Origin of the sequence: Aliiroseovarius sp. S2029 (assembly GCF_023195575.1) — a bacterium.
Taxonomy (GTDB): Bacteria; Pseudomonadota; Alphaproteobacteria; order Rhodobacterales; family Rhodobacteraceae; genus Aliiroseovarius; species Aliiroseovarius zhejiangensis.
Map to the genome: position 1 here is coordinate 1 of NZ_JALPQE010000001.1, position 21,325 is coordinate 21,325.

The 21,325-nt window shown below is 61.0% G+C and carries 22 protein-coding genes and 3 tRNA genes; 14 read left to right on the top strand and 11 right to left on the bottom strand.

The window, feature by feature from the left end; translation table 11 throughout:
• Position 1 precedes the first annotated feature (1 nt).
• The 3 genes from MUY21_RS00005 to MUY21_RS00015 all read right to left on the bottom strand — a co-directional run bounded on the left by MUY21_RS00005 (position 2) and on the right by MUY21_RS00015 (position 924).
• Positions 2–78 (bottom strand) — tRNA-Asp (locus MUY21_RS00005).
• An 82-nt stretch (positions 79–160) separates the two neighbouring features.
• Positions 161–751 carry a histidine phosphatase family protein gene (locus MUY21_RS00010; RefSeq protein WP_248408383.1) on the bottom strand — a complete coding sequence of 197 codons (591 nt, stop codon included), beginning with the start codon at positions 749–751 and terminating at the stop codon, positions 161–163.
• A gap of 97 nt (positions 752–848) precedes the next feature.
• Positions 849–924: transfer RNA gene (locus MUY21_RS00015), tRNA-Val, on the bottom strand.
• A gap of 154 nt (positions 925–1,078) precedes the next feature.
• Here MUY21_RS00015 and MUY21_RS00020 point away from each other — a divergent pair.
• Complete coding sequence (locus MUY21_RS00020) at positions 1,079–2,080, top strand: GlxA family transcriptional regulator (RefSeq protein WP_248408384.1); 1,002 nt, start codon at positions 1,079–1,081, stop codon at positions 2,078–2,080.
• A 35-nt stretch (positions 2,081–2,115) separates the two neighbouring features.
• Here the strand turns inward: MUY21_RS00020 and MUY21_RS00025 are convergent.
• The 5 genes from MUY21_RS00025 to MUY21_RS00045 all read right to left on the bottom strand — a co-directional run bounded on the left by MUY21_RS00025 (position 2,116) and on the right by MUY21_RS00045 (position 6,728).
• A tRNA-Val gene (locus MUY21_RS00025) sits at positions 2,116–2,190 on the bottom strand.
• Between the two features lie 19 nt (positions 2,191–2,209).
• Positions 2,210–2,662: an HU family DNA-binding protein gene (locus MUY21_RS00030; RefSeq protein ID WP_248408385.1), complete on the bottom strand. Its 453-nt coding sequence runs from the start codon at positions 2,660–2,662 to the stop codon at positions 2,210–2,212.
• A 99-nt stretch (positions 2,663–2,761) separates the two neighbouring features.
• Positions 2,762–5,164 carry an endopeptidase La gene (lon, locus tag MUY21_RS00035; RefSeq protein WP_248408386.1) on the bottom strand — a complete coding sequence of 801 codons (2,403 nt, stop codon included), beginning with the start codon at positions 5,162–5,164 and terminating at the stop codon, positions 2,762–2,764.
• Between the two features lie 190 nt (positions 5,165–5,354).
• The gene (gene tgt / locus MUY21_RS00040) at positions 5,355–6,497 is read right to left on the bottom strand and encodes a tRNA guanosine(34) transglycosylase Tgt (protein WP_248409160.1); all 1,143 of its coding nucleotides are present in this window, start codon (positions 6,495–6,497) and stop codon (positions 5,355–5,357) included.
• 75 nt (positions 6,498–6,572) lie between these two features.
• Positions 6,573–6,728, bottom strand: coding sequence for a hypothetical protein (locus tag MUY21_RS00045; protein WP_248408387.1), 156 nt, complete (start codon positions 6,726–6,728; stop codon positions 6,573–6,575).
• Between the two features lie 408 nt (positions 6,729–7,136).
• Here MUY21_RS00045 and MUY21_RS00050 point away from each other — a divergent pair, with 408 nt between their 5' ends.
• The 7 genes from MUY21_RS00050 to MUY21_RS00080 all read left to right on the top strand — a co-directional run bounded on the left by MUY21_RS00050 (position 7,137) and on the right by MUY21_RS00080 (position 13,145).
• Positions 7,137–7,496 carry an SUF system Fe-S cluster assembly protein gene (locus MUY21_RS00050; RefSeq protein ID WP_191284725.1) on the top strand — a complete coding sequence of 120 codons (360 nt, stop codon included), beginning with the start codon at positions 7,137–7,139 and terminating at the stop codon, positions 7,494–7,496.
• A gap of 69 nt (positions 7,497–7,565) precedes the next feature.
• Positions 7,566–7,940 carry an iron-sulfur cluster assembly accessory protein gene (locus tag MUY21_RS00055; RefSeq protein WP_248408388.1) on the top strand — a complete coding sequence of 125 codons (375 nt, stop codon included), beginning with the start codon at positions 7,566–7,568 and terminating at the stop codon, positions 7,938–7,940.
• Entirely contained in the window at positions 7,940–8,251 is a 312-nt protein-coding gene (locus MUY21_RS00060; RefSeq protein ID WP_248408389.1) for a TfoX/Sxy family protein, read from the top strand. The genes MUY21_RS00055 and MUY21_RS00060 overlap by 1 nt, the downstream gene beginning before the upstream one ends.
• Positions 8,252–8,377: 126 nt before the next feature.
• Complete coding sequence (gene tpiA, locus MUY21_RS00065; protein WP_191284728.1) at positions 8,378–9,127, top strand: triose-phosphate isomerase; 750 nt, start codon at positions 8,378–8,380, stop codon at positions 9,125–9,127.
• Positions 9,128–9,207: 80 nt separating this feature from the next.
• Complete coding sequence (locus tag MUY21_RS00070; RefSeq protein WP_248408390.1) at positions 9,208–10,605, top strand: pyridoxal-dependent decarboxylase; 1,398 nt, start codon at positions 9,208–9,210, stop codon at positions 10,603–10,605.
• A gap of 144 nt (positions 10,606–10,749) precedes the next feature.
• Positions 10,750–11,391 (top strand): hemolysin III family protein, encoded by a 642-nt coding sequence (locus MUY21_RS00075; RefSeq protein WP_248408391.1) that lies wholly within the window; start codon positions 10,750–10,752, stop codon positions 11,389–11,391.
• 215 nt (positions 11,392–11,606) lie between these two features.
• Complete coding sequence (locus tag MUY21_RS00080; protein ID WP_248408392.1) at positions 11,607–13,145, top strand: trimethylamine methyltransferase family protein; 1,539 nt, start codon at positions 11,607–11,609, stop codon at positions 13,143–13,145.
• A gap of 15 nt (positions 13,146–13,160) precedes the next feature.
• Here the strand turns inward: MUY21_RS00080 and MUY21_RS00085 are convergent, their stop codons facing one another.
• From MUY21_RS00085 to bamE, 3 genes are all read right to left on the bottom strand, one after another.
• The gene (locus MUY21_RS00085) at positions 13,161–14,987 is read right to left on the bottom strand and encodes an ABC-F family ATP-binding cassette domain-containing protein (RefSeq protein ID WP_248408393.1); all 1,827 of its coding nucleotides are present in this window, start codon (positions 14,985–14,987) and stop codon (positions 13,161–13,163) included.
• 31 nt (positions 14,988–15,018) lie between these two features.
• The gene (locus MUY21_RS00090) at positions 15,019–15,765 is read right to left on the bottom strand and encodes a GNAT family N-acetyltransferase (RefSeq protein WP_248408394.1); all 747 of its coding nucleotides are present in this window, start codon (positions 15,763–15,765) and stop codon (positions 15,019–15,021) included.
• A 155-nt stretch (positions 15,766–15,920) separates the two neighbouring features.
• A complete protein-coding gene (gene bamE / locus MUY21_RS00095; protein ID WP_248408395.1) occupies positions 15,921–16,394 on the bottom strand; it encodes an outer membrane protein assembly factor BamE in 474 nt (157 codons plus the stop codon).
• 147 nt (positions 16,395–16,541) lie between these two features.
• Between bamE and MUY21_RS00100 the strand changes: the two genes are divergently transcribed.
• From MUY21_RS00100 to MUY21_RS00125, 6 genes are all read left to right on the top strand, one after another.
• Positions 16,542–17,114 carry a DUF177 domain-containing protein gene (locus MUY21_RS00100; protein WP_248408396.1) on the top strand — a complete coding sequence of 191 codons (573 nt, stop codon included), beginning with the start codon at positions 16,542–16,544 and terminating at the stop codon, positions 17,112–17,114.
• Between the two features lie 197 nt (positions 17,115–17,311).
• Complete coding sequence (rpmF, locus tag MUY21_RS00105) at positions 17,312–17,521, top strand: 50S ribosomal protein L32 (RefSeq protein WP_191284736.1); 210 nt, start codon at positions 17,312–17,314, stop codon at positions 17,519–17,521.
• A 56-nt stretch (positions 17,522–17,577) separates the two neighbouring features.
• Positions 17,578–18,666: a phosphate acyltransferase PlsX gene (gene plsX, locus MUY21_RS00110; protein ID WP_248408397.1), complete on the top strand. Its 1,089-nt coding sequence runs from the start codon at positions 17,578–17,580 to the stop codon at positions 18,664–18,666.
• Positions 18,663–19,637, top strand: coding sequence for a beta-ketoacyl-ACP synthase III (locus MUY21_RS00115; RefSeq protein WP_248408398.1), 975 nt, complete (start codon positions 18,663–18,665; stop codon positions 19,635–19,637). Before plsX ends, MUY21_RS00115 begins: the two co-directional genes overlap by 4 nt.
• A gap of 99 nt (positions 19,638–19,736) precedes the next feature.
• Entirely contained in the window at positions 19,737–20,039 is a 303-nt protein-coding gene (ihfA, locus tag MUY21_RS00120) for an integration host factor subunit alpha (protein WP_191284739.1), read from the top strand.
• A gap of 74 nt (positions 20,040–20,113) precedes the next feature.
• Positions 20,114–21,265 carry a MerR family transcriptional regulator gene (locus tag MUY21_RS00125; protein WP_248408399.1) on the top strand — a complete coding sequence of 384 codons (1,152 nt, stop codon included), beginning with the start codon at positions 20,114–20,116 and terminating at the stop codon, positions 21,263–21,265.
• Positions 21,266–21,325 lie beyond the last annotated feature (60 nt).

Below are 21,325 nucleotides of genomic sequence, written 5' to 3' on the forward strand. Positions count from 1 at the left end.
GTGGCGCGGTTGACGGGGCTCGAACCCGCGACCCCCGGCGTGACAGGCCGGTACTCTAACCAACTGAGCTACAACCGCTCACTGCCAAGCCTTGCGGCTTGTTCGGGCGTTCTAGGCCGCAGGTCGGGGGGCGTCAAGCGGCCAATGTCGTTTTTGCAGATTATTTTTCGATCACCTGATGACCACCTTCAGCAGACAGGTGAAAGATGATCCCCTGACCGCCCGGAAGCCCCAGCATATCGTGTTCGTTCAGGCCCAACCAACGCGCACGCAACACCCGCGACAGGATGCCATGCGTGAAGATGACGGCCGGACCCGCAAGCTGCGACAGGAACCTATCCGCCCTGCGCACCAGATCCGGATAGGTTTCGCCACCGGGTGACATGAAATGCCAGCTGACCGGATCCTTTTCCTCCAAGGACGCCAGCGCGGGCCAGCGGGTGTTGATCTGGTCCTGCGTCAGCCCTTCCCACGCCCCGAATGCAATTTCGCACAAGCGGGCATCCTGTTGCACGAACCAGCCCAGAGGCTCCAACACAAGTGCTGCCGTTTCCAACGCCCTGCCCTGTGGCGAGCTATAGGCGCGAACGTCATCGCGCCCTGCCAGCAATCGGTGCAGCGTTATCCCCATGTCACGGGCCTGCTTGCGCCCCTGTGCGGTGAGCGGCGAGTCCAACCGCCCCTGGTGCCGCCGGGCCACATTCCATTCAGTCTGACCATGTCGAATGACAAACACTTCGGGATAATTCATCACAGCCCCTGATCAATCAGCAGGTTCATTAAACCCGCGCGCACTTCATAGATACAATATGATCCGGACGAAATGTAAGGAAATGACGGGGTTTTAATGGTGGGTCGTGAGAGGCTCGAACTCCCGACATCTTCGGTGTAAACGAAGCGCTCTACCAACTGAGCTAACGACCCGCTCTGCAGCTAATAGCCTTGGCCAACAGGGGATTGCAAGAGCGGTTTTGCGTCAGCAGGAAAAAAATCTGACCCTCGTCCAGTCACCGCAAATGGTTGCACTTTGCCTTACGTCACGTATGGTGCCGACACCCCATCAGCGAGGATCACGAACGTGTCGGCCCCAGTCGTGCCCAAAGGCGTTGCCCATGTTGACATCGAGGCTCCGGATAGCCCCGAGCCGATCGTCTTTGTCCTATTGCCCAACCTGTCGATGCTGGCCTTCACCTCGGCCATCGAACCCCTGCGGATCGCGAACCAACTGACAGGCCAGAATCTGTATTCATGGACCACCATGTCCGAAAACGGCGAAAACGTGCGCTGTTCGAACGGGATCGAGATCGGCATCGACAGCGCCTTGGGGGACACGCCCACAGACTGCCGTATCTTCATCTGCTCCGGCGTGCAGCCGGAACTGTCGACCAGCAGCAAAGTGTCGGATTGGACACGCCGGCAATGGCGCCTGGGCCGCACGGTCGGGGCCTTGTGCACGGGGGCCTATACACTGGCCAGGGCGGGCATCCTGTCCGGTCACAAATTCACCCTGCATTGGGAAAACATCGCCCCGTTTCGGGAACATTTCCCGGAACTTGATCCGGTCGAACAGCTTTACACGATGGACAACCGCGTGATGACCTGTGGCGGTGGATCAGCCGCCACGGACCTGTTTTTCAAGCTCATCTATGACACGCACGGGCCAGTGCTGGCGCAGGCTGTTCTGAATATGTGCCTGCATACGGTGCAACGGTCGGAAACGGATCGGCAGCAAAGCTCGACCTCGGCATCGATCGGGGTGCGAAACGACAAGCTGGTGCGCGTCATCAACTATTTCGAGGCGCATCTGGAAGACCATATCAATCTGGACATCGTCACCGAAGAGCTTGGCATTTCGCGCCGCCAGATGGAGCGGCTGTTTCGTCACTATCTGGACACGACCCCCAAGAAATACCTGCAGAACCTGCGCCTGCAACGCGCCCGCATCCTGCTGGCGGAAACCAATTTGCCGGTTGTCGACGTGGCGGTGGCCTGCGGCTTCGAATCGGCGGCTTACTTCTCAAAACGTTTCCGCGAGGCCTTCGGCATGTCGCCGCACAAGTTCTCCACCGGCCATATCTGATGACCTTGGGTGGCATCCGATCTGAAAGAGAGAAATGGTGGGTGATAACGGATTTGAACCGCTGACATCTTCGATGTGAACGAAGCGCTCTACCACTGAGCTAATCACCCAACGGGGCAGCTTTTAGCGTCACTCATGCTCAGGTGCAAGGGCATCTTTCGCGGCGGTCATTGCTTTGTTGCGACGGATCTTGCAGATGATCACATCGGCGTCCGGCAAGGATTTCTGCCGGTTGACCTTGATCGTGCCCAAAGGGGGAAGGCGCAGTTTTTCACCGCGCAGCAGAGCCGCCCCCAGTTCTTCCAGAACAGCCTCATAGACATCGCGGGCCTGATTGGGGCGCAGGTCGGCGCGCGCAGCCACACGCGCCAGCATGTCGCGAGTTTTGACCACCGGGTTGGCCGGGTCTGCCGGGGTGACCTTGGTATCTGCTGCGTCCGGCGCGTTTCCGGCGGGGGCCAGATCGGGTGCCGCTTCGGCTGCGTCTTTCGCAGTCGGGCCTGTTTTCGCACCCGCCCTGGCCGTTGTTTTCGGGGTGCTGGTCGATGTGGATTTTGTTTTAGATGTCGAACGAACGGCCATGATGCTTTCTTTCCATTTGGGCGTGAAGCCCGACGTAGTGATAGGTCCTAAAATGAAACGTGCGGGCAATCTGGCCCGCACGTTAGCTTTGCTTGGCGATCAGTGCGCAACAGGGGGCGCGCTGGTCGGGTTCTTGGCCAGGGCGGTGGCAGCCTCTTCGGCAGCTTCATCCCATTCCACCGCAACCGGTTCACGCACCAAGGCGTGTTTCAGCACCTCGGACACGTGACTGACCGGGATGATCTTCAACCCTTCTTTCACATTGTCGGGGATATCTCGCAGGTCTTTTTCGTTTTCCTGCGGGATCAACACGGTCTTGATGCCACCACGCAGGGCCGCCAGCAGCTTCTCCTTCAACCCGCCAATGGCCAGCGCGTTGCCGCGCAACGTGACCTCGCCCGTCATGGCGATGTCTTTCTTGACCGGAATGCCCGTCAGGACGGACACGATGGACGTCACCATCGCCAACCCCGCCGAGGGGCCATCCTTGGGCGTCGCGCCTTCCGGCACGTGCACGTGAATGTCCCATTTTTCGAACTTGGGTGGCTTGACGCCGATTTCCGGTGCGATCGAACGGACATAGGAATTGGCTGCGTCGATTGACTCTTTCATCACATCGCCCAGCTTGCCGGTGGTTTTCATCCGGCCCTTGCCTGGCAGACGCAAGGCTTCGATGGACAGAAGATCACCACCCACACTGGTCCAGGCCAGCCCGGTGACAACACCGATCTGATCCTCTTTCTCGGCCAGACCATAGCGGTGCTTGCGCACGCCCAGATAGTCGTCCAGCAGGTCGGGTGTGATCTCGATCGTATCGACCTCTTTCTTGACCAGCTTGGTGACGGCCTTGCGCGCCAGCTTGGCAAGCTCGCGCTTCAGGTTCCGCACCCCCGCCTCGCGGGTGTAGTAGCGGATGATATCGGTCAGCGTGGTCTCGGGCACGGTAAATTCGCCCTTCTTCAACCCGTGATCCTTGATCACTTCCGGCAACAGGTGACGCGTCGCAATCTCGCGCTTTTCGTCCTCGGTGTAACCGGCCAGCGGAATGATCTCCATCCGGTCCAGAAGCGGGCCGGGCATGTTGTAGGAGTTCGCGGTGGTCAGGAACATCACGTTCGACAGGTCATATTCGACTTCAAGATAGTGGTCGACAAAGGTCGAGTTCTGTTCCGGGTCAAGCACTTCCAGCATCGCGGATGCCGGGTCGCCCCGGAAATCCTGCCCCATCTTGTCGATCTCATCCAAGAGGATCAGCGGGTTCGTGGTCTTGGCTTTCTTCAGCGCCTGAATGATCTTGCCGGGCATCGAGCCGATATAGGTCCGGCGGTGACCGCGAATTTCGCTTTCATCGCGCACGCCACCCAACGAGATGCGAATGAACTCGCGCCCTGTGGCCTTGGCGACCGATTTCCCAAGCGAGGTTTTACCCACACCCGGAGGACCGACAAGGCACATGATCGGGCCTTTCAGCTTTTTCGAGCGTTGTTGCACGGCCAGATATTCGACGATGCGTTCCTTGACCTTCTCAAGCCCATAATGATCAGCGTCGAGCACTTTTTGCGCGTTGTTCAGGTCTTTCTTCACGCGGCTTTTCGTGCCCCATGGCAGACCCAGCATCCAGTCCAGATAGTTGCGCACGACCGTGGCTTCGGCCGACATGGGCGACATGTTTTTAAGCTTCTTCAGCTCGGCATCCGCCTTCTCGCGCGCTTCCTTCGACAGCTTGGTGGCTTCGATCTTCTCTTCCAACTCGGTCAGCTCGTTCTGACCTTCTTCGCCGTCGCCAAGTTCCTTCTGAATGGCCTTCATTTGCTCATTCAGATAGTATTCGCGCTGGGTGCGCTCCATCTGGCTTTTGACGCGCGTCTTGATCTTTTTCTCGACCCGCAGTACGGACATTTCGCCCTGCATCAGGCCGAACACCTTTTCCAGACGTTCGGACACGGTGAAGGTTTCCAGAAGCTCCTGTTTCTGGTCGACTTCCACGCCCAGATGACCCGCCACAAGGTCAGCCAGCTTGTCCGGCGCGCGGGTTTCCGACACGGCGGCAAGGGCTTCTTCGGGGATGTTCTTCTTGATCTTGGCGTAGCGTTCAAATTCTTCGCTGACCGAGCGCAGAAGCGCCTCGATCTCGTTGGGGTCGCCGGGCCGTTCTTCGATCACCTCGGCAAAGGCCTCGAAATACTCGGTGTTGTCGACATAGTCAGTGATGCGCACGCGCGACTGCCCTTCGACCAGCACTTTCACGGTGCCGTCGGGCAGTTTCAGCAGTTGCAGCACATTCGCCAGCACGCCCACGGTATAAATCCCATCTACATCCGGCTCATCAACCGACGGGTCGATTTGGCTGGACAGAAGGATCTGCTTGTCATCTGCCATCACCTCTTCCAGCGCACGGACGGATTTCTCGCGCCCGACAAACAGCGGCACGATCATGTGGGGGAACACCACGATGTCGCGCAGCGGCAGGACCGGGAAGGATTGGCTCAGTTGCTCACTCATAAGATTTCCTTGTTTTTGGCAAAGCGCCCTGCCCCTGTATTTCGGCAGCCGGGGCGCCTCCTGTTCGGATATTCAGATGGGGGTCGCAACCCCCGACGTCAACCCGCTTTGCCTCTCCACTCTGCCCCCGCCGCGCGCCGACAACAAGGGCAAAGCGGGACCTGTTTTGCAGAAGAAGGTTTGCGATTTCCTAAAGCGGGTCGATATCGCCCTGCGCGCGCCCGGCATGGAAGGCTGATTCCCATTCGGCAAAGGTGCCGGCGGCGATGGCGTCGCGCATGCCCTGCATGATCTCTTGATAATAATGCAGGTTGTGCCAGGTCAGAAGCATGCCCGAAATCATCTCTTGCGCGCGGAACACATGGTGCAGATAGGCACGCGAATAGTTGCGGCAAGCGGGACATGTGCAGGCTTCATCCAACGGGCGCGGGTCGTCCTGATGGCGGGCGTTTTTAATGTTCAAAACACCGTGACGGGTGAACACCTGCCCCGTGCGCCCGGACCGCGAAGGCAACACGCAGTCCATCATGTCGATGCCGCGTTTGACCGCACCCACGATATCGTCGGGTTTGCCCACCCCCATCAGATAGCGTGGCTTGGCTTCGGGCAGGAGGCCAGGTGCAAAATCGAGGCAGTCGAACATCGCCGCCTGTCCTTCACCCACCGCAAGCCCGCCCACGGCATAGCCGTCGAACCCGATCTGTTTCAAAGCCTCGGCGCTTTCTTCGCGAAGGTCGCGTTCCAGCCCACCTTGCATGATCCCGAACAGGGCATGGCCGGGGCGATCCCCGAACGCTTCTTTCGACCGGGCCGCCCAGCGCATCGACAGGCGCATGCTGTCCGCGATGCGGTCACGGTCGGCGGGCAATGCGGGGCATTCGTCGAAACACATGACAATGTCGGACCCCAGCAGCCGCTGAATCTCCATCGAGCGTTCCGGCGTCAGCTCGTGTTTCGACCCGTCAATGTGGGATTTGAAGGTCACACCCTTCTCGGTCAGTTTGCGCAGACCCGCCAGGCTCATCACCTGGAAGCCGCCCGAATCGGTCAGGATCGGCTTGTCCCAGTTCATAAACGTGTGCAGGCCACCCAACCGGTCGATCCGTTCCGCCGTCGGGCGCAGCATCAGGTGATATGTGTTGCCCAGCAGAATGTCGGCACCCGTTGCCGCAACACTTTCGGGCATCATCGCCTTCACGGTGGCCGCGGTGCCCACAGGCATGAAGGCCGGGGTACGTATCTGACCGCGCGGGGTCGAGATCACACCAGTCCGGGCCTTGCCGTCCGTGGCGTTCAAGGAAAACGTGATGCGGGTCTGGTTCTGGTCTTGCATGCGGCTGATGTGGCGCATGACGCCCCGATTGCCAAGCAGTTTTTAAGCAAGCACCGGCGCCGACCGACCTGCCGATCAGCCATCGTCGTCGTGGCTGATCCTGACCGAGCCAAGGTTGGCGGCGTTCACCCGTTCCGACAGCCGTTCCAGCTTGCGACTGGTCAGCATCAGTTCGGTCAGCGTGGTGTTATCCACCCGATTGGCCAGCGCATAGGCGACGTCCTGCACCATGCGGGCCGCCTGGTCCAGCTGCTTGGTGCACGTCACTGTCTTCGTCTCACCGTTCTTCGTCGATATCACCGCCAAGGCTCCTCGTATCGCACATGCACACGTCAAAATGTGTTTTCAACAGAGAATTCAAGTCGAACGCGTCTATTTTATGGCGAATTATAGGCGTTTGCGCATCAAGCTGTTGTGATATTCGACACAGTCGACCGTTCTTAACGTTGTTTGGATCGCGAAGCGAAACAAACAACGCAGCCCTCAAATAAGTGCATCTGCGCGCGTCGGGCGGGTCGGCACATCCGGCGATCTGGCAAGATCGTTCAACTGCGCGCGTTTGCCGCCGGGCTGGCACTGGACCTTCACGATCGTAATCCTTATATGATCAGTCAGGTTTAGAATGATGGCACACAGACTATGAACACATCCGACAAGATTGAAGGCGAACCACTGATCAAGCCGTCGACGGTCGATCATCCGCTTTATGACAGCGTGGTCGAAGCCTGCCGCACGGTCTATGATCCTGAAATTCCGGTCAATATCTTTGACCTCGGTCTGGTGTACACGATCGAGATCAACGACCAGAACGAGGTTGACCTGATCATGACCCTGACCGCACCGGGCTGCCCGGTGGCGGGCGAGATGCCGGGCTGGCTGGTCGAGGCGATCGAGCCGGTCGCGGGCGTCAAGCAGGTGAATGTCGACATGACCTGGGACCCGCCCTGGGGGATGGAGATGATGTCGGATGAAGCGCGTCTTGAACTGGGGTTCATGTAACCCCATCTGACGCCACCAGTACCGCAATCGGCGCGTAAGGTGCCGCGCGCGACCTTGAAGGAGAGTTGGATGTTTGGCATTCCCGGCAAAGCGCCGATCACGATGACACAAGCCGCCGAGAATCAGATCGCCAAGCTGATGGCATCTGGCGGGCATACGGGCTTGCGGATCGGGGTCAAAAAGGGCGGCTGTGCGGGTATGGAATACACCATGGACTACGTTGACGAGGTCGACCCGCATGAAGAAGTGGTCGAACAAGGCGCGGCCCGCGTGATCATTGCCCCCATGGCCCAGATGTTTCTGTTCGGGACCGAGATCGACTATGAGGTATCGCTCCTGGAATCCGGGTTCAAGTTTCGCAACCCCAATGTCAGCGAAGCCTGCGGCTGTGGAGAATCGATCAAATTCGACGATGCACTGACCAACGGGACATCGCAAAGCTGATGGCGGTCAGTGACGCCGATATTGCCTTCGTCAAAGAGCTGTTTCACGGGCTTGGCCCTCTGACCCATCGCAACATGATGGGTGGCGCGACTTTCTACTGCGACGGGCAGGTCTTTGCGATCCTGTCCAGCAAGGGCGAGGTTTACCTGAAAGCGAAAGGTGCCTTTGCCGAGGCACTGGATGCCGAAGGCAGCCACATTTTCGGGATGGACGGCAAGACGATGGGATATTGGACCCTGCCCGACGCTGCCCTGGACGACCCGGATCTGGCCCGCGATTGGGCGCAACGGGCGCTGGACGCTCTGGCCTGATCGCGACCACCCTTCGACCACTAAACAGCATGACCACGCCCAATTGCGCCGCGGCACTTGGCCTGCGGGGCTTGACGCCCATCGCGCTGCGTCCGACAACACGCGTGACACAGTAGGAGACATATGATGACCCGGCGCAAACTGGCAGCAGGCAATTGGAAGATGAACGGGACCAGCGCGGATCTTGTCGAGTTGGAGGCGCTGGCAAAAGCCCACCCCACCCCCGGCTGTGACATCCTGATCTGTCCTCCCGCCACCCTGATTTCCCGTGCGGCCGCGGCGGCATCTGCGCAGATCGCGATTGGCGGACAGGATTGTCATCAGAAGGACAGCGGCGCCCATACCGGCGACGTGTCCGCCCCGATGTTGCTGGATGCGGGCGCCCAGTATGTCATTCTGGGCCATTCAGAACGCCGCGAGGATCACAGGGAAAGCGACACCGATGTGCGCAACAAGGTCGTCGCGGCCCTGTCCGCCGGGTTGAAGGCGATCGTCTGCGTCGGCGAAAGCCTTGCCGAGCGTGAGGCCAACAACACGCTGGACATCATCGGCGGGCAATTGGCCGGGTCGATTCCGGATGTCGTCACGGGCGACAGCCTTGTCGTCGCCTATGAACCGATCTGGGCGATCGGCACCGGCAAGGTACCGACGCTGGACCAGATCGGCGAGGTGCATGATTTCATCCGCATACGGTTGGAAACCCGGTTCGGCGCAGGCGTCGGGCGGTCAACGCGCATTCTGTATGGCGGCTCTGTGAAACCCGCCAATGCGTCCGAGATTTTTGCCGTTTCGAATGTCGATGGCGCACTTGTCGGGGGCGCCAGCCTGTCGGCCACGGATTTCTCGCCTATCATCACCGCGTTGGAAAACGCCTGACCCGCCAATCGGGGTCAATCTGCGGCTTGACAAAGGACCTCACTTAATTAACTCGTTAATTATTTCCGCGGGAGCTCTTGATGGACTACTCCGACCTCGCCGACTGGCAGAAACGCGCCGCCGACTGGGCGCGAGACTATCACGCGGGTCTGCGCGACCGGCCCGTGCGCCCCAACATCGCGCCGGGTGAGTTTCTGGCAAAGATTGACGCCCCCGTTCCAGAACAGCCTGATCCGGTCGAGGCGATCTTTGACGACTTCACGCGGCTGGTGCCTGACGCGATGACCCATTGGCAGCACCCGCGGTTCTTTGCCTATTTCCCGGCCAACGCCGCCCCTGCCTCGATGCTGGCCGAGCAACTGGCCAACGCCATGTCAGCGCAAGCCATGCTGTGGCAAACCGCCCCCGCCGCGAATGAGATGGAAGAACTGGTGATCCGCTGGCTGCGTGATGCGATGGGGCTGCCCCTTGGTTTCACCGGCACCATTCATGACAGTGCGACCACGGCGACTTTTTCTGCTGTCACGACCATGCGCGAACTCGCCTTGGGGCACGAAGGCATCACCAAAGGGCTGTCTGGCGCGCCCACGCTGCGCATCTATGCCAGCGCGCAGACCCATTCCAGCGTCGACAAGGCGGTGCGCCTGTCGGGCATCGGGCAGGACAATCTGGTCAAGGTGCCAACCGTGCCCGGACATCCCACCTGGTCTATGGACCCGGACGCCCTTGATCGCCTGATCCGCGACGATCTTGCGGCGGGGCTGAAGCCCGCTGGTGTTGTGCTTTGCGTTGGTGGCACGTCCATCGGGGCATGTGACGACATCGCTGCCTGTATCGACGTGGCACACGCCCACGGCCTGACCGTGCATGTGGACGCCGCCTGGGCCGGGTCCGCCATGATCTGTGAAGAGTTTCGTACCCTCTGGACAGGGATCGAGGCTGCTGACAGCATCATCTTCAATCCTCACAAATGGCTGGGCGCTCAGTTCGATTGCGCCGTTCAGTTCCTGCGCGATCCCGCGCCCCAGATCGGCGCGATGGGGTTGCGCCCCGAATACCTCAGGACGCAGGGCGCGGATGAGGTGGTCAATTACAACGAATGGACCCTGCCCCTTGGCCGCCGCTTCCGGGCGTTGAAACTGTGGTTCCTCTTGCGCGCCGAGGGGCTGTCGGGCCTGCGGGCCCGCATTCGCAACCATGTCGCCTGGACAAACGAGGTCGCAGAGGTCATTGCCACCCTGCCCGGCTTCGAGATCACGACACCGCCGATCTTGTCGCTGTTCACTTTCCGCTTTCACGACGACGCGAAATCCGCCGCCCTGCTGGAGCGGGTGAACCGCGACGGTCGCCTGTATCTGACCCAAACCCAGCATGAGGGGCAGTTCGTCATCCGCGTCTCGGTCGGCCAGTATTCGACGACCCGTGACGATGTGATGATGATCCCAGACGTGCTGAAAGAATTGTCCCGCGACCTCTAACAGCAAGAAATCTTTACTTTTCCGTGCCAGCGTATAAACTGGATGCGGGTCATGCCTTGTGCGGCGGACATTAATTTACCGCACAATCGGCATGCCGGCACCCGCTTTGGTTCTTATCTATTAGATAGGCGAAAGGGGAATCCAATGGAGTTCGGGAAGGACTTTACATATCACGAGTACGTCGCCGATGGCGTCGTTCACGGTTTGGGGGTGGTCGCCGCGATTATCGGATCGGTCGCCCTGATTTACTGGGCCATGGGTGACGCACCGCTGGGTCGACTGCCTCCGATGCTGGCCTATGGGGCCGGGCTGATCGCCAGTTTCACCTTATCCGCAGCCTACAACATGACCCTTCACCGGTCGGCACGACAGGTGTTGCGCAAATTCGATCACGCGGCGATTTATCTGATGATCGCGGGCACTTATACGCCCATCGCCTTGATCGGAATTGGCGGCACCAATGGCTATGCGCTGGTTGCTGCGGCATGGACCCTTGCCCTGATCGGCGTGGCGATGAAGCTCTTTTTCTTCGGCCGGTTCGAACGGTTCGGACTGATGCTGACCTTAATGCAGGGATGGATGGCGGTTCTGATGATCGGCCCGCTCATTGCCTCGTTCAGCCCGGTTGTGCTGGTGCTGCTGGTGGGCGGTGGCCTGCTGTTCACGCTGGGGATCTTCTTCCATCTGGGGGAACATCTGCCCTTCAACCGTGCGATCTGGCATATCCACGTCCTGCTGGGCGCGGCGGCGCATTACGCCGCTGTTGTGATGGTGGTGGGCACCTGAGGTCGAAATTAACCGCGGTTCATGACGCGAACAGAACAGACCTGTCGTTTTCTGATCCACTAGGCTCAGGGAAGGGAGGACGGAAATGGATCGGCTGGACTGGCTCATTTCACTTGTTGTGCGCACCATTGGTGCCGAGCGTGGACGCGCGGCGCGTGGGCGCCCCTGACGGTCATTCACCGTCACCACGCCCCACAACAATTCAGGTTTCAGCTATGACCAAGACCAGTTCCCGCCGCTCTGGCGGTCGCGCCGCCCGCACCGCCCTTCGTGCAGCCCCCCTTGCCCAAGATGTTCGCCCCGTCCGCGCGGGGATGGAGGGCGGCACATTCAGGCCCCTTACCCCGGATGGCATCAACCGCATTCACCACGCCGCGCTCGATGCGCTGGAACAGGTAGGGCTGGCAGATGCGCCGCCATCGGGCATCGACATCATGACCCGCGCGGGCGCGGTGCTGGGCGAAGATGGACGCCTGCGTTTCCCCCGCGCCCTGGTCGAAGACATGCTCGCCAAGGCGGCGAAGGGGATCACCCTGTGCGGGCGCGATCCGAAGCATGATCTGACCCTTGGCGGCAGGCGCGTCCATTATGGCACCGCAGGTGCCGCCGTTCACATGGTCGACCCCCACGGGCGGGAGTATCGCGAAAGCACCGTTCAGGACCTGCATGATGCTGCACGCATTGTTGATCAACTGGACAACATTCACTTCCTGCAACGACCGATGGTCTGCCGCGACATCCCCGACAATCGCGAGATGGATCTGAACTCGATCTATGCCTGCACATCCGGCACGCGAAAGCACATTGGCGTCTCGTTTTCAGAACCCGATTTCGTGGAAGACGGGATAGAGCTCTTGCACATGATCGCGGGGGGCGAAGAGGCATGGCGCGCACGCCCCTTCGTGTCGAACTCCAACTGTTTTGTCGTGCCGCCGATGAAATTCGCCACCGAAAGCTGTCAGGTGATGGAGAAAGTGATCGCGGCTGGCATGCCTGTTTTGCTGTTATCTGCGGGCATGGCGACCGCCACAGCACCCCCCACACTGGCGGGTGCAATCGTTCAGGCCGTCGCCGAATGTCTGGCGGGTGTGGTCTATGTAAACGCCATTGCACCGGGGCACCCCGCCATTTTCGGCACATGGCCCTTCCTTGTCGATCTGCGATCCGGCGCCATGTCGGGAGGATCGGGGGAACAGGCGCTGATGTCGGCGGGCTGCGCCCAGATGCACCAGTTTTACGGCCTGCCCGGCGGGGCAGCGGCGGGGTTCTCAGACTCGAAACTGCCCGATATGCAGGCGGGGTGGGAACAGATGTGTTCCAACGTGCTGGCCGGCCTGTCAGGTCTGAACATGGTCTATGAGGCCGCAGGCATGCACGCGTCGCTTCTGGGCTTTTGCCACGAAAGCCTGATCCTCGGGGACGATATCGTTGGTCAGGCCCTGCGCTGTGTGCGCGGGATCGAAGTCACTGAAGATGCGGTCAGTATCGAGATGATGCGATCGGTCTGCCTTGACGGCCCCGGCCATTATCTGGGCGAGGATCAGACGCTCAGCCGGATGCAGACGGATTTTGTCTATCCGACGCTTGGCGATCGAACCTCCCCCAAGGAGTGGGCCGAGGTCGGAAAACCGGATCTGATCGCCGCCGCGACCGCACGGAAAGAGGAGATACTGGCGCAAAGGGCCAGTGCCCGTTTCGATCCGCAGACAGATGCTGCCATCCGAGCGCGGTTCAACATCCACCTGCCGCAATAAGATCCGCTGCGCGCGTCACCCGCGCGCGGCGTCGGCCTTTTCTTCCAAGGTCAGCCATTCCTCTTCTGCCGCGGCCAACGCTTTCTGCCGCTCGGCCAGACCTTCGGACGCCTTCTTGAACTTCGCGGGCTCCTTGGTGAACAGGTCCGGGTCCATCAGAAATTCTTCCAGCTTCGCAATCTCGGCAGACAGGCGATCCATTTCGGCAGGAAGCGCATCAAGGCGGTGACGTTCCGTGAATGACAATCCATCCGTTTCGGACTTCACGTCTTGCTTTACGTTTCCCGCTTTGGGCTTTGATTTATCTTTCTTTTTCTCGGGCTGAACTTCGCGATCCCCGCGCTGCGCCTGATAGTCGGACCAGCCACCCGGATAGATCGTCGCGCGCCCGTCACCTTCCATCGCGATGGTGCGTTCAGCCACCCGGTCAAGGAAATCGCGGTCGTGACTGACCACCAGAACAGTGCCGTCATAGGCCGTGATCAGCTCTTGCAAAAGGTCCAGCGTTTCAACGTCCAGATCGTTGGTCGGTTCGTCCATCACCAGAAGGTTCGATTGCCGCGCCATGATTTTCGCCAGGATCAGCCGCGCCTTTTCGCCCCCCGACAAAGACCGGACGGGCGCGCGGGCCTGAGCGTCGGAAAACAGAAACTCTTTCAGATAACCGACGACATGCTTGGGATTGCCACGCACCATCACCTGATCGGCCTTGCCGGACACCCGCATTTCGGGATCACCGGTCAAGTTTTCCCACAGGCTGTCATCTTCGACCAAACCCGTGCGGTTTTGGTCGAACACCGCGATTTCCAGCCCTGTGCCGTGCTGTACGCTGCCGGTATCGGGTGTTTCCTGCCCGATCAGCATCTTCAGAAGCGTGGTCTTGCCCGCACCGTTCGGGCCGACGAAGGCAATCGTTTCACCACGCATGACGCGCAGGTCAAAGTCATTCAGGATCACCCGATCATCATAGGATTTTGAAATTCCGCGCGCCTCGATCACCTTGCGACCCGATTTTGGCCCGGCCTCCAGCGCCATTTCAGCCGCACCTTGCCGCTTGATCTGGGCGGCGCGTTCGGCTTTCAGATCGCCCAGCGCCCGAAGACGCCCCTGATTGCGTTTGCGCCGGGCGCTGATGCCTTCCACGGCCCAGCGGGCTTCGGATTTGATCTTGCGATTGAGCTTGTGGCGGCTTTGGTCTTCTTCTTCCCAGACTTTGTCGCGCCAGGCTTCAAAGTGTTCGAACCCCTTTTCCTGCCGCCGCACCTGCCCGCGATCCACCCACAGCGTGGCGCGGGTCAGCGCGCGCAGAAAGGCACGGTCGTGGCTGATCAGGATGAAGCCCGCGCGGGTTTGCGACAGTTCATCCTCAAGCCATTCAATCGCCTGAATGTCCAGGTGGTTGGTCGGTTCGTCCAGCAACATGAGGTCAGGCGCTTCCGCCAGCAGCTTCGCCAATGCGGCGCGCCGGCGCTCGCCCCCCGAGGCGGTGGTGACAGGGGCATCCAGCCGCAGTTTCAGCCCCTCGGCCACCCGTTCCACCAAGTAATCCTGCCCCGGTTCAAGCGCCGAGACCGCGAACTCCCCCAACGTGGAAAACTGCGACAAATCCGGGTGCTGCTCCATATACCCGACCGACACTCCGGGCGACAGCACGCGCGTGCCCTGATCCGGTTCGACCAGCCCGGCCATGACCTTCATCAGTGTCGATTTACCCGACCCGTTGCGCCCGACCAGCGCCACCCGGTCGCCCGGTTGCACCACAAGGTCAAGCCCGTCAAACACGGGATCGCCGCCAAAGGTCAGCGAAATATCGGACATCTGAAGTAAGGGTATACGCGCCATATCGCCGGGTTAGGCAATCCGCCTGCCAAGGTCAACAGATGGCATGTGCGCACAACGTCCGCAGCAGGCGCAACCGGGCGGGCGGCACGGCGCACACCTCTAGCCCTGTAAAGACATGCAGCGTGTTCAGGTCATGATCGACCACCGCGTGATCAGACACCCAGCCCCCCATCGCAAGATAGCTGCGCAACAGCGGCGGCATCGCGCGCAGGGCCTGTTTTGCATCCGGTGCACGGCCCGAGCCCTGAGCAAAGGGGATCACATCAGGTGTTTTGATCCGTGGTCGCCACGTGCCGGGGGCCAGATGTTGCGCGTGTAACAGGGCAAACGCCTCGCGATAACGATCCGCATCAGTACCAGGGAAGGAGGAGCAGCCAAACAAGAACCCGACGCCCTCGGCTTCGACCCGCTGGGTCAGCATCGCCCAGGCCAGACGCAGGATATCGGCATTGTCACAGGCCTCGGGCGAGATGCAGAAGCGTCCGATCTCGATCATCGGGGCGTCATAGTGTGCCAGCGCCGACAGGTCATAAAACTGCGCGGCATAGCTGTCGTCGATCCGCGCCCCGTTTTCGAACGATAGCACTCGGCAACATGCGACCAGCGCGCCCGTCGTGCGGTCTTCGACCAACAGGTGCCGGCAGCCATCGTCAAAACGATCGGCGTCCAGCCCGTCACCGCCGCGAAAACAGCGATGGCGCAGCGATTGTGCAGCCCGGATATCAGCCGAGCTATGGTCCAGCCGGGCGGCATAGCGACCAGCGGTGAGTGTCAGCATATCACCCCTCCGCCCCATGCGGGGCAAGTTCGTGCAACATATGCGCCTCTGAGGTTATGCCGACAAGATGCAACAGATCCATGACAGCCGTCGCGAGAAAACGAGTAAACGCGGCACCGGATCGGCACCGCGCTTTTGTCTCATGTCGTCTGCGGTCAGTTCCCGCGAATCTGTTCCGCCACGTCGATCCGGCCAATGGACCCAAAGAGCTGCCGCAGGAACCCGATGCCCTTGATGTTGCTGTCGGTCACACGGCGTTCCAGCACGACGACGCGCCCGTCCTCAAGCCCGAAGCGTTCGATGTTTTCAACGACGCCCTTTTCCGTGAAGGTGATGGCCAGCACTTCGCGGTCAATCTCTTGCGGTGCGTTATACAGGTAATGCTTGAAACGCGAGCGGACGTAATAATACCCGCTGCCCGCCAACAGGCCCGACGTGCCCGGTTTGCCGATAGAGGCCGCGACCGTTTCACGCGTGTCCTTGCCGACCTCGATCAGGTCGACATCTTCTTTCGGCGGCATGTAACCGTGATTGCGGTATGTTGCCGAACAGCCTGCGACAAGCGCCACCAGCAGCATTGCCGTGATCACCTTGCCCGTATTTCTGCCCATCTGGCGCAGATATGACATGCCGCCCCCTTGCGTTCTTCACCCTGTCTTGGGTATCGGCTTAGCCCAGGATCGCGCATGGTTCAAGAAACGATCACCGGCCGCCAGGGTCTGGTGTATGGTTCTGTCTGACCAATGGCGACACCGAACATTCAGCGGAGACGCAACATGACCGACACACACCCCTCTGGCAGCGCCCTGCCCTTTTCACACCCCTTGCGCGTGGCCGAGCTGCCCACCGGTCGGCCGACCCGGTTCGAGCTTGCCCCCGACGCCGCAGAATGCGCCGCCATCGCCGCGGATCTGGGGATCCAGGGGCTTCGCAAGCTCAGGTTCACAGGGGAACTTGCCCCCTTTGGCAAGCATGACTGGCAGATGCAGGCGGAACTGGGGGCAACCGTGACACAGGCCTGCGTGGTGACACTGGATCCGGTCACGACGCGGATTGACGACAGGGTGGACCGTCGGTGGCTTCGCGATCTGGACCAGCCTGCGGGCGCGGACGAGGTCGAAATGCCCGAAGACGATACGATCGAGGCTTTGGGCACCGTGATTGATCTGGGTCAGGTGATGGTCGAGGCCCTGGCCCTGGCCCTGCCGCTTTATCCCCGCGCGGAAGGGGCTGAAATTCAGACGACGGTGTTTACCGAACCGGGTCTCAAGCCGATGAGCGACGAAGACGCAAAACCCTTTGCGGGTCTGTCCGGCCTGCGCGACAAACTGGGCAGGAAAGACAATTAACGGGATTTCGGTGCAATTCGCCCTTGCAAGAATCAAGAAAGGCAGTATTTTCCCGCCTTCTTCCAAAAGATGGGTTGGACAGCGCACCGCAAACCGCGTATGAGGCGCCGAGACTCAGGAATGACTTGAGAACACCGGGCCGCTGCGCCCCAGAATGACACCGGGCGATACCGCCCCCGAAACCGAAGGTTGAGACCATGGCTGTCCAACAGAACAAAGTATCGAAGTCGCGCCGCAACAACCGCCGTGCGCATGACGCCCTGGTTGCCGCGAACCCGAACGAATGTTCGAACTGCGGCGAGCTGAAGCGCCCCCACCACGTCTGCCCCTCGTGCGGCCATTATGACGACCGCGAAGTCGTTGCAATTGCCGACGAAGTTGACTTCGACGACGAGGACGCTGCGTAAGGCTCTTGCCCGGCGCGGGCGGGCATGTCAGAAAATCCCCGAGCATGGGATAACGAATGACAATGAACGCCCCCAAACGCACAATCGTATCGGTCGACGCCATGGGCGGAGATCTTGGACCGGCAGCCGTGGTTGCCGGTCTTGCGCTGTCTGCCGACAAGAACCCCGAGATCGGGTTCATTCTGCACGGCAACAAACCCCAGCTTGAAGGGCTGGTCGCCCGTCATGAGGGGCTGGCCGAGGTGTGCGAGATTCGCCACGCCGACGAAGCTGTCACGATGGACGACAAACCCAGCCAGGTGATGCGCAACGGGCAGAAAACCTCGATGTGGTCGGCGATTGACGCTGTGCGGGATGGCGACGCCGAGGTTGTGGTCAGTTGTGGCAACACCGGCGCCCTGATGCTGCTGTCGATGGTGCGGCTGCGCAAGTTGCCCGGCGTGAACCGCCCGGCCATCGCCTGTCTGTGGCCGTCGCGCAACCCGTCCGGGTTCAACGTGATGCTGGATGTGGGCGCCGATGTGCGCGCCGACGAAGACGACCTTCTGCAATACGCGATGATGGGCGCGTCCTATGCCCGCAACGGCCTTGGCATCGCCCGCCCCCGCGTAGGCCTGTTGAATGTCGGGACCGAGGAACACAAGGGCCGCGCCGAGCTGAAATCCGCCCACGAACTGATCACCAACGCCGCCGAGGGCGCGCAGATCGACTTTGTCGGCTTCGTGGAAGGGGTCGACCTGCCCTCGGACCGTGTCGATGTCATCGTCACCGACGGGTTTACGGGCAATGTCGCGCTGAAAACGGGCGAAGGCACCTCCAAGCTGATTTCCGGCCTGCTGCGCGAGGCGTTCAGCGCCACGATCGCGTCGAAACTCGCCGCCCTTCTGGCCATGCGCCCACTAAAGCGCATGGGTCAGCGGGTCGATCCCAGCCGCAACAATGGCGGCGTGTTTCTGGGCCTGAACGGAACCGTGGTCAAAAGCCACGGCTCGGCGGATGCCACGGGGATTTCCGCCGCCGTCCGGCTGGCGTTTCAACTGGCCAAGGGCGGCTTCAACCAGAAGCTTGCCGCCCGGGTTGCATCCGGCGACGCATCGCGCCAAGATGCCGCATCGGAAAGCCGGCAAGGTGAGCAGCAAGAATGACAAGACGCGCCGTGGTCAAGGGCGTCGGGCACTATCTGCCCGAACGCGTCGTCCCGAACTCGTATTTCGAAAAGATTGTCGACACGTCGGACGAATGGATTCGCACGCGCTCGGGGATCGAACGGCGTCATTTCGCAGCCGACGACGAAACCACCTCGCAAATGGCCGCCCACGCGGCACGCGCGGCCCTGCAACAGGCCGGGCTGACCGCTGATGACATCGACGCAATCATCGTGGCCACATCAACACCTGACCTGACCTTTCCTTCCGTGGCAACCATGGTGCAAAGCGAATTGAGCATGTCACGCGGCTTTGGCTTTGACGTGCAGGCGGTCTGCGCTGGCTTTGTCTTTGCGCTGACCAACGCCAATGCGCTGGTCCTGTCCGGACAGGCCGACCGTGTGCTTGTCATCGGGTCCGAGACGTTCTCGCGCATTCTGGATATGACGGACCGGTCAACCTGCGTGTTGTTCGGTGACGGCGCCGGGGCCCTGGTGCTTGAAGCGCAGGACGGCAACGGTGACACCACGGATCGTGGTATTCTGTCGGCGGATCTGAACTCGGACGGGCGGATGCGCGAGATGCTGTATGTCGATGGCGGCGTGTCGACGACGCAGACCTCGGGCCATTTGCGGATGCAGGGCAATCCCCTGTTCCGGCAGGCGGTTGGCAAGCTGACCGAAACCGCCGAAACCGCGTTGAACAAGGTCGGGCTGACCGATGACGATCTGGATTGGATCGTGCCCCATCAGGCCAACATCCGCATCATTCAGGGCACCGCCAAGAAGATGGGCGTGCCGATGGATCGGGTGATCCTGACCGTGCAGGACCATGGCAACACCTCGGCGGCGTCGATCCCGCTGGCATTGTCGGTGGGCTGTGCCGAGGGCAAGATCAAACAGGGCGATCTGGTTGTGACCGAAGCCATTGGTGGTGGTCTGGCCTGGGGCGCGGTGGTGATCCGCTGGTAAAACCGCCAAACCCCTGCCTGAACGGCAATTCCCAAGCCGTTGATATTGACTCGGAAAATCAAACCACCCATGCTTCCCGAAAACAATCAGGGGGACGACATGAGTGAAAAGACTTTGACCCGCATGGACCTGAGCGAGGCCGTATTTCGCGAAGTCGGCCTGTCGCGCAACGAAAGCGCGCAGCTGGTCGAATCCGTGCTGGGCCATGTATCCGATGCCCTGGTGGCCGGTGAAAGCGTCAAGATTTCATCCTTCGGCACGTTTTCAGTGCGCGACAAGGCCGCCCGCGTGGGCCGAAATCCGAAAACCGGCGAAGAAGCGCCGATCCCGCCGCGCCGGGTTCTGACATTTCGCCCATCCCACCTTATGAAAGACCGGGTCGACGAAGGGAACAAACGCTGATCCCTTCGCGCCCCGCAGCAGCGCCTTGCCTGCGCCGCACCGAACAATAAGAAGCAGAACAGACAGGTCTGGACATGGATAAGAAGTCACCCGACGCCTTCCGCACCATCAGCGAGGTGGCCGAATGGCTGGGTGTGCCAACCCATGTGCTGCGGTTCTGGGAAAGCCGGTTCAGCCAGGTCAAACCGGTGAAACGCGCCGGTGGGCGACGCTATTACCGCCCCAACGACATGGAGCTTCTGGGCGGCATCCGGAAGCTGTTGCACGAAGATGGCATGACCATCCGGGGCGTGCAAAAGTTGCTGCGGGAAGAGGGGATCAAGCACGTCGCCGGGATGTCTCCGCCTCTCGACAGCGACGAAATGCGCGACATCACCCCGTCAAACGTCGTTCCCTTGGCAGAAAAGCGCGCAAACGGAAACAGCTCGGATGACGCGCCGATGAAGGCAGAGCGCGCGGATGCCCCGTCTGCCGAGCCGGCGACCACAGATCCGTCCATGTCACAGACCCCGTCTGCTGACGAGGCGCCCTCCGAAACGGTATCGCCTGAATCAGCGTCATCCGATCCGGCGCCCAGCCCCCCTGCCCCCACCGATCCCGCATCGGCTGATCCGGTTCCGCCCATTTCGTCACAACGTTCGGACAACGCCGAAGTGCCGCATCACGCCGAAGCGTCCCACACCGCGCCCGAGCAACCCGACGACGCGGCCAACCTGCCCGAAACCGAAACCGAGACTGGCTCTCAGCCCGAAGCCGACGCTGAACCACCCTTCACCCGTGGAGATGTGGGTGACGCGCAGGACGAACGCCCGGCACCCCCGCCCGACGCCGAACCAGAGCCACAGCTTGAGCCCCGGCTTTTCGCCTCTGCCAGAACGGCACCCGACACGCCACACGCCGGCACGGGAGGCGCGCCCGAGCTTCCGGGTCTGCAGGACGACGCCGAATCGCATCACTCACCCGACACGCCGGCGGCGTCCTCTGACCCCGCGGATGCGCTTGCACCATCGCCAGAAGATGCGCCCCCGGCCGCGCGGATTGATATTTCGCATATTCCCGCCGATCCCGGCGACGACGACGCGACCCCGCCCCCACCCCTGACGGCCGCGTTGCGGCGGGCCCGTAAATCCGGCACCCGCGCGCACATTCCTGCCTTGCAGGCGCTGGCGGACCGGTTGGAGTCGCTGGCGGCACAAATGAACCGCGACCCCGGCCCGACCCCATAAGGCCGGAAATGAAACGCCGATCTGTGCCCACCTGCGGAATGACGCATTTCCTGCCGTTTC

Bases quoted from the DNA above. Each gene is read 5' to 3' on its own strand.
- MUY21_RS00010 (WP_248408383.1), bottom strand. From the start codon at position 751: ATGAATTATCCCGAAGTGTTTGTCATTCGACATGGTCAGACTGAATGG.
- MUY21_RS00030 (WP_248408385.1), bottom strand. From the start codon at position 2,662: ATGGCCGTTCGTTCGACATCTAAAACAAAATCCACATCGACCAGCACC.
- lon (WP_248408386.1), bottom strand. From the start codon at position 5,164: ATGAGTGAGCAACTGAGCCAATCCTTCCCGGTCCTGCCGCTGCGCGAC.
- tgt (WP_248409160.1), bottom strand. From the start codon at position 6,497: ATGCAAGACCAGAACCAGACCCGCATCACGTTTTCCTTGAACGCCACG.
- MUY21_RS00045 (WP_248408387.1), bottom strand. From the start codon at position 6,728: ATGGTGCAGGACGTCGCCTATGCGCTGGCCAATCGGGTGGATAACACC.
- MUY21_RS00050 (WP_191284725.1), top strand. From the start codon at position 7,137: ATGAACACATCCGACAAGATTGAAGGCGAACCACTGATCAAGCCGTCG.
- MUY21_RS00055 (WP_248408388.1), top strand. From the start codon at position 7,566: ATGTTTGGCATTCCCGGCAAAGCGCCGATCACGATGACACAAGCCGCC.
- MUY21_RS00060 (WP_248408389.1), top strand. From the start codon at position 7,940: ATGGCGGTCAGTGACGCCGATATTGCCTTCGTCAAAGAGCTGTTTCAC.
- tpiA (WP_191284728.1), top strand. From the start codon at position 8,378: ATGACCCGGCGCAAACTGGCAGCAGGCAATTGGAAGATGAACGGGACC.
- MUY21_RS00070 (WP_248408390.1), top strand. From the start codon at position 9,208: ATGGACTACTCCGACCTCGCCGACTGGCAGAAACGCGCCGCCGACTGG.
- MUY21_RS00075 (WP_248408391.1), top strand. From the start codon at position 10,750: ATGGAGTTCGGGAAGGACTTTACATATCACGAGTACGTCGCCGATGGC.
- MUY21_RS00080 (WP_248408392.1), top strand. From the start codon at position 11,607: ATGACCAAGACCAGTTCCCGCCGCTCTGGCGGTCGCGCCGCCCGCACC.
- MUY21_RS00085 (WP_248408393.1), bottom strand. From the start codon at position 14,987: ATGGCGCGTATACCCTTACTTCAGATGTCCGATATTTCGCTGACCTTT.
- MUY21_RS00090 (WP_248408394.1), bottom strand. From the start codon at position 15,765: ATGCTGACACTCACCGCTGGTCGCTATGCCGCCCGGCTGGACCATAGC.
- bamE (WP_248408395.1), bottom strand. From the start codon at position 16,394: ATGTCATATCTGCGCCAGATGGGCAGAAATACGGGCAAGGTGATCACG.
- MUY21_RS00100 (WP_248408396.1), top strand. From the start codon at position 16,542: ATGACCGACACACACCCCTCTGGCAGCGCCCTGCCCTTTTCACACCCC.
- rpmF (WP_191284736.1), top strand. From the start codon at position 17,312: ATGGCTGTCCAACAGAACAAAGTATCGAAGTCGCGCCGCAACAACCGC.
- plsX (WP_248408397.1), top strand. From the start codon at position 17,578: ATGACAATGAACGCCCCCAAACGCACAATCGTATCGGTCGACGCCATG.
- MUY21_RS00115 (WP_248408398.1), top strand. From the start codon at position 18,663: ATGACAAGACGCGCCGTGGTCAAGGGCGTCGGGCACTATCTGCCCGAA.
- ihfA (WP_191284739.1), top strand. From the start codon at position 19,737: ATGAGTGAAAAGACTTTGACCCGCATGGACCTGAGCGAGGCCGTATTT.
- MUY21_RS00125 (WP_248408399.1), top strand. From the start codon at position 20,114: ATGGATAAGAAGTCACCCGACGCCTTCCGCACCATCAGCGAGGTGGCC.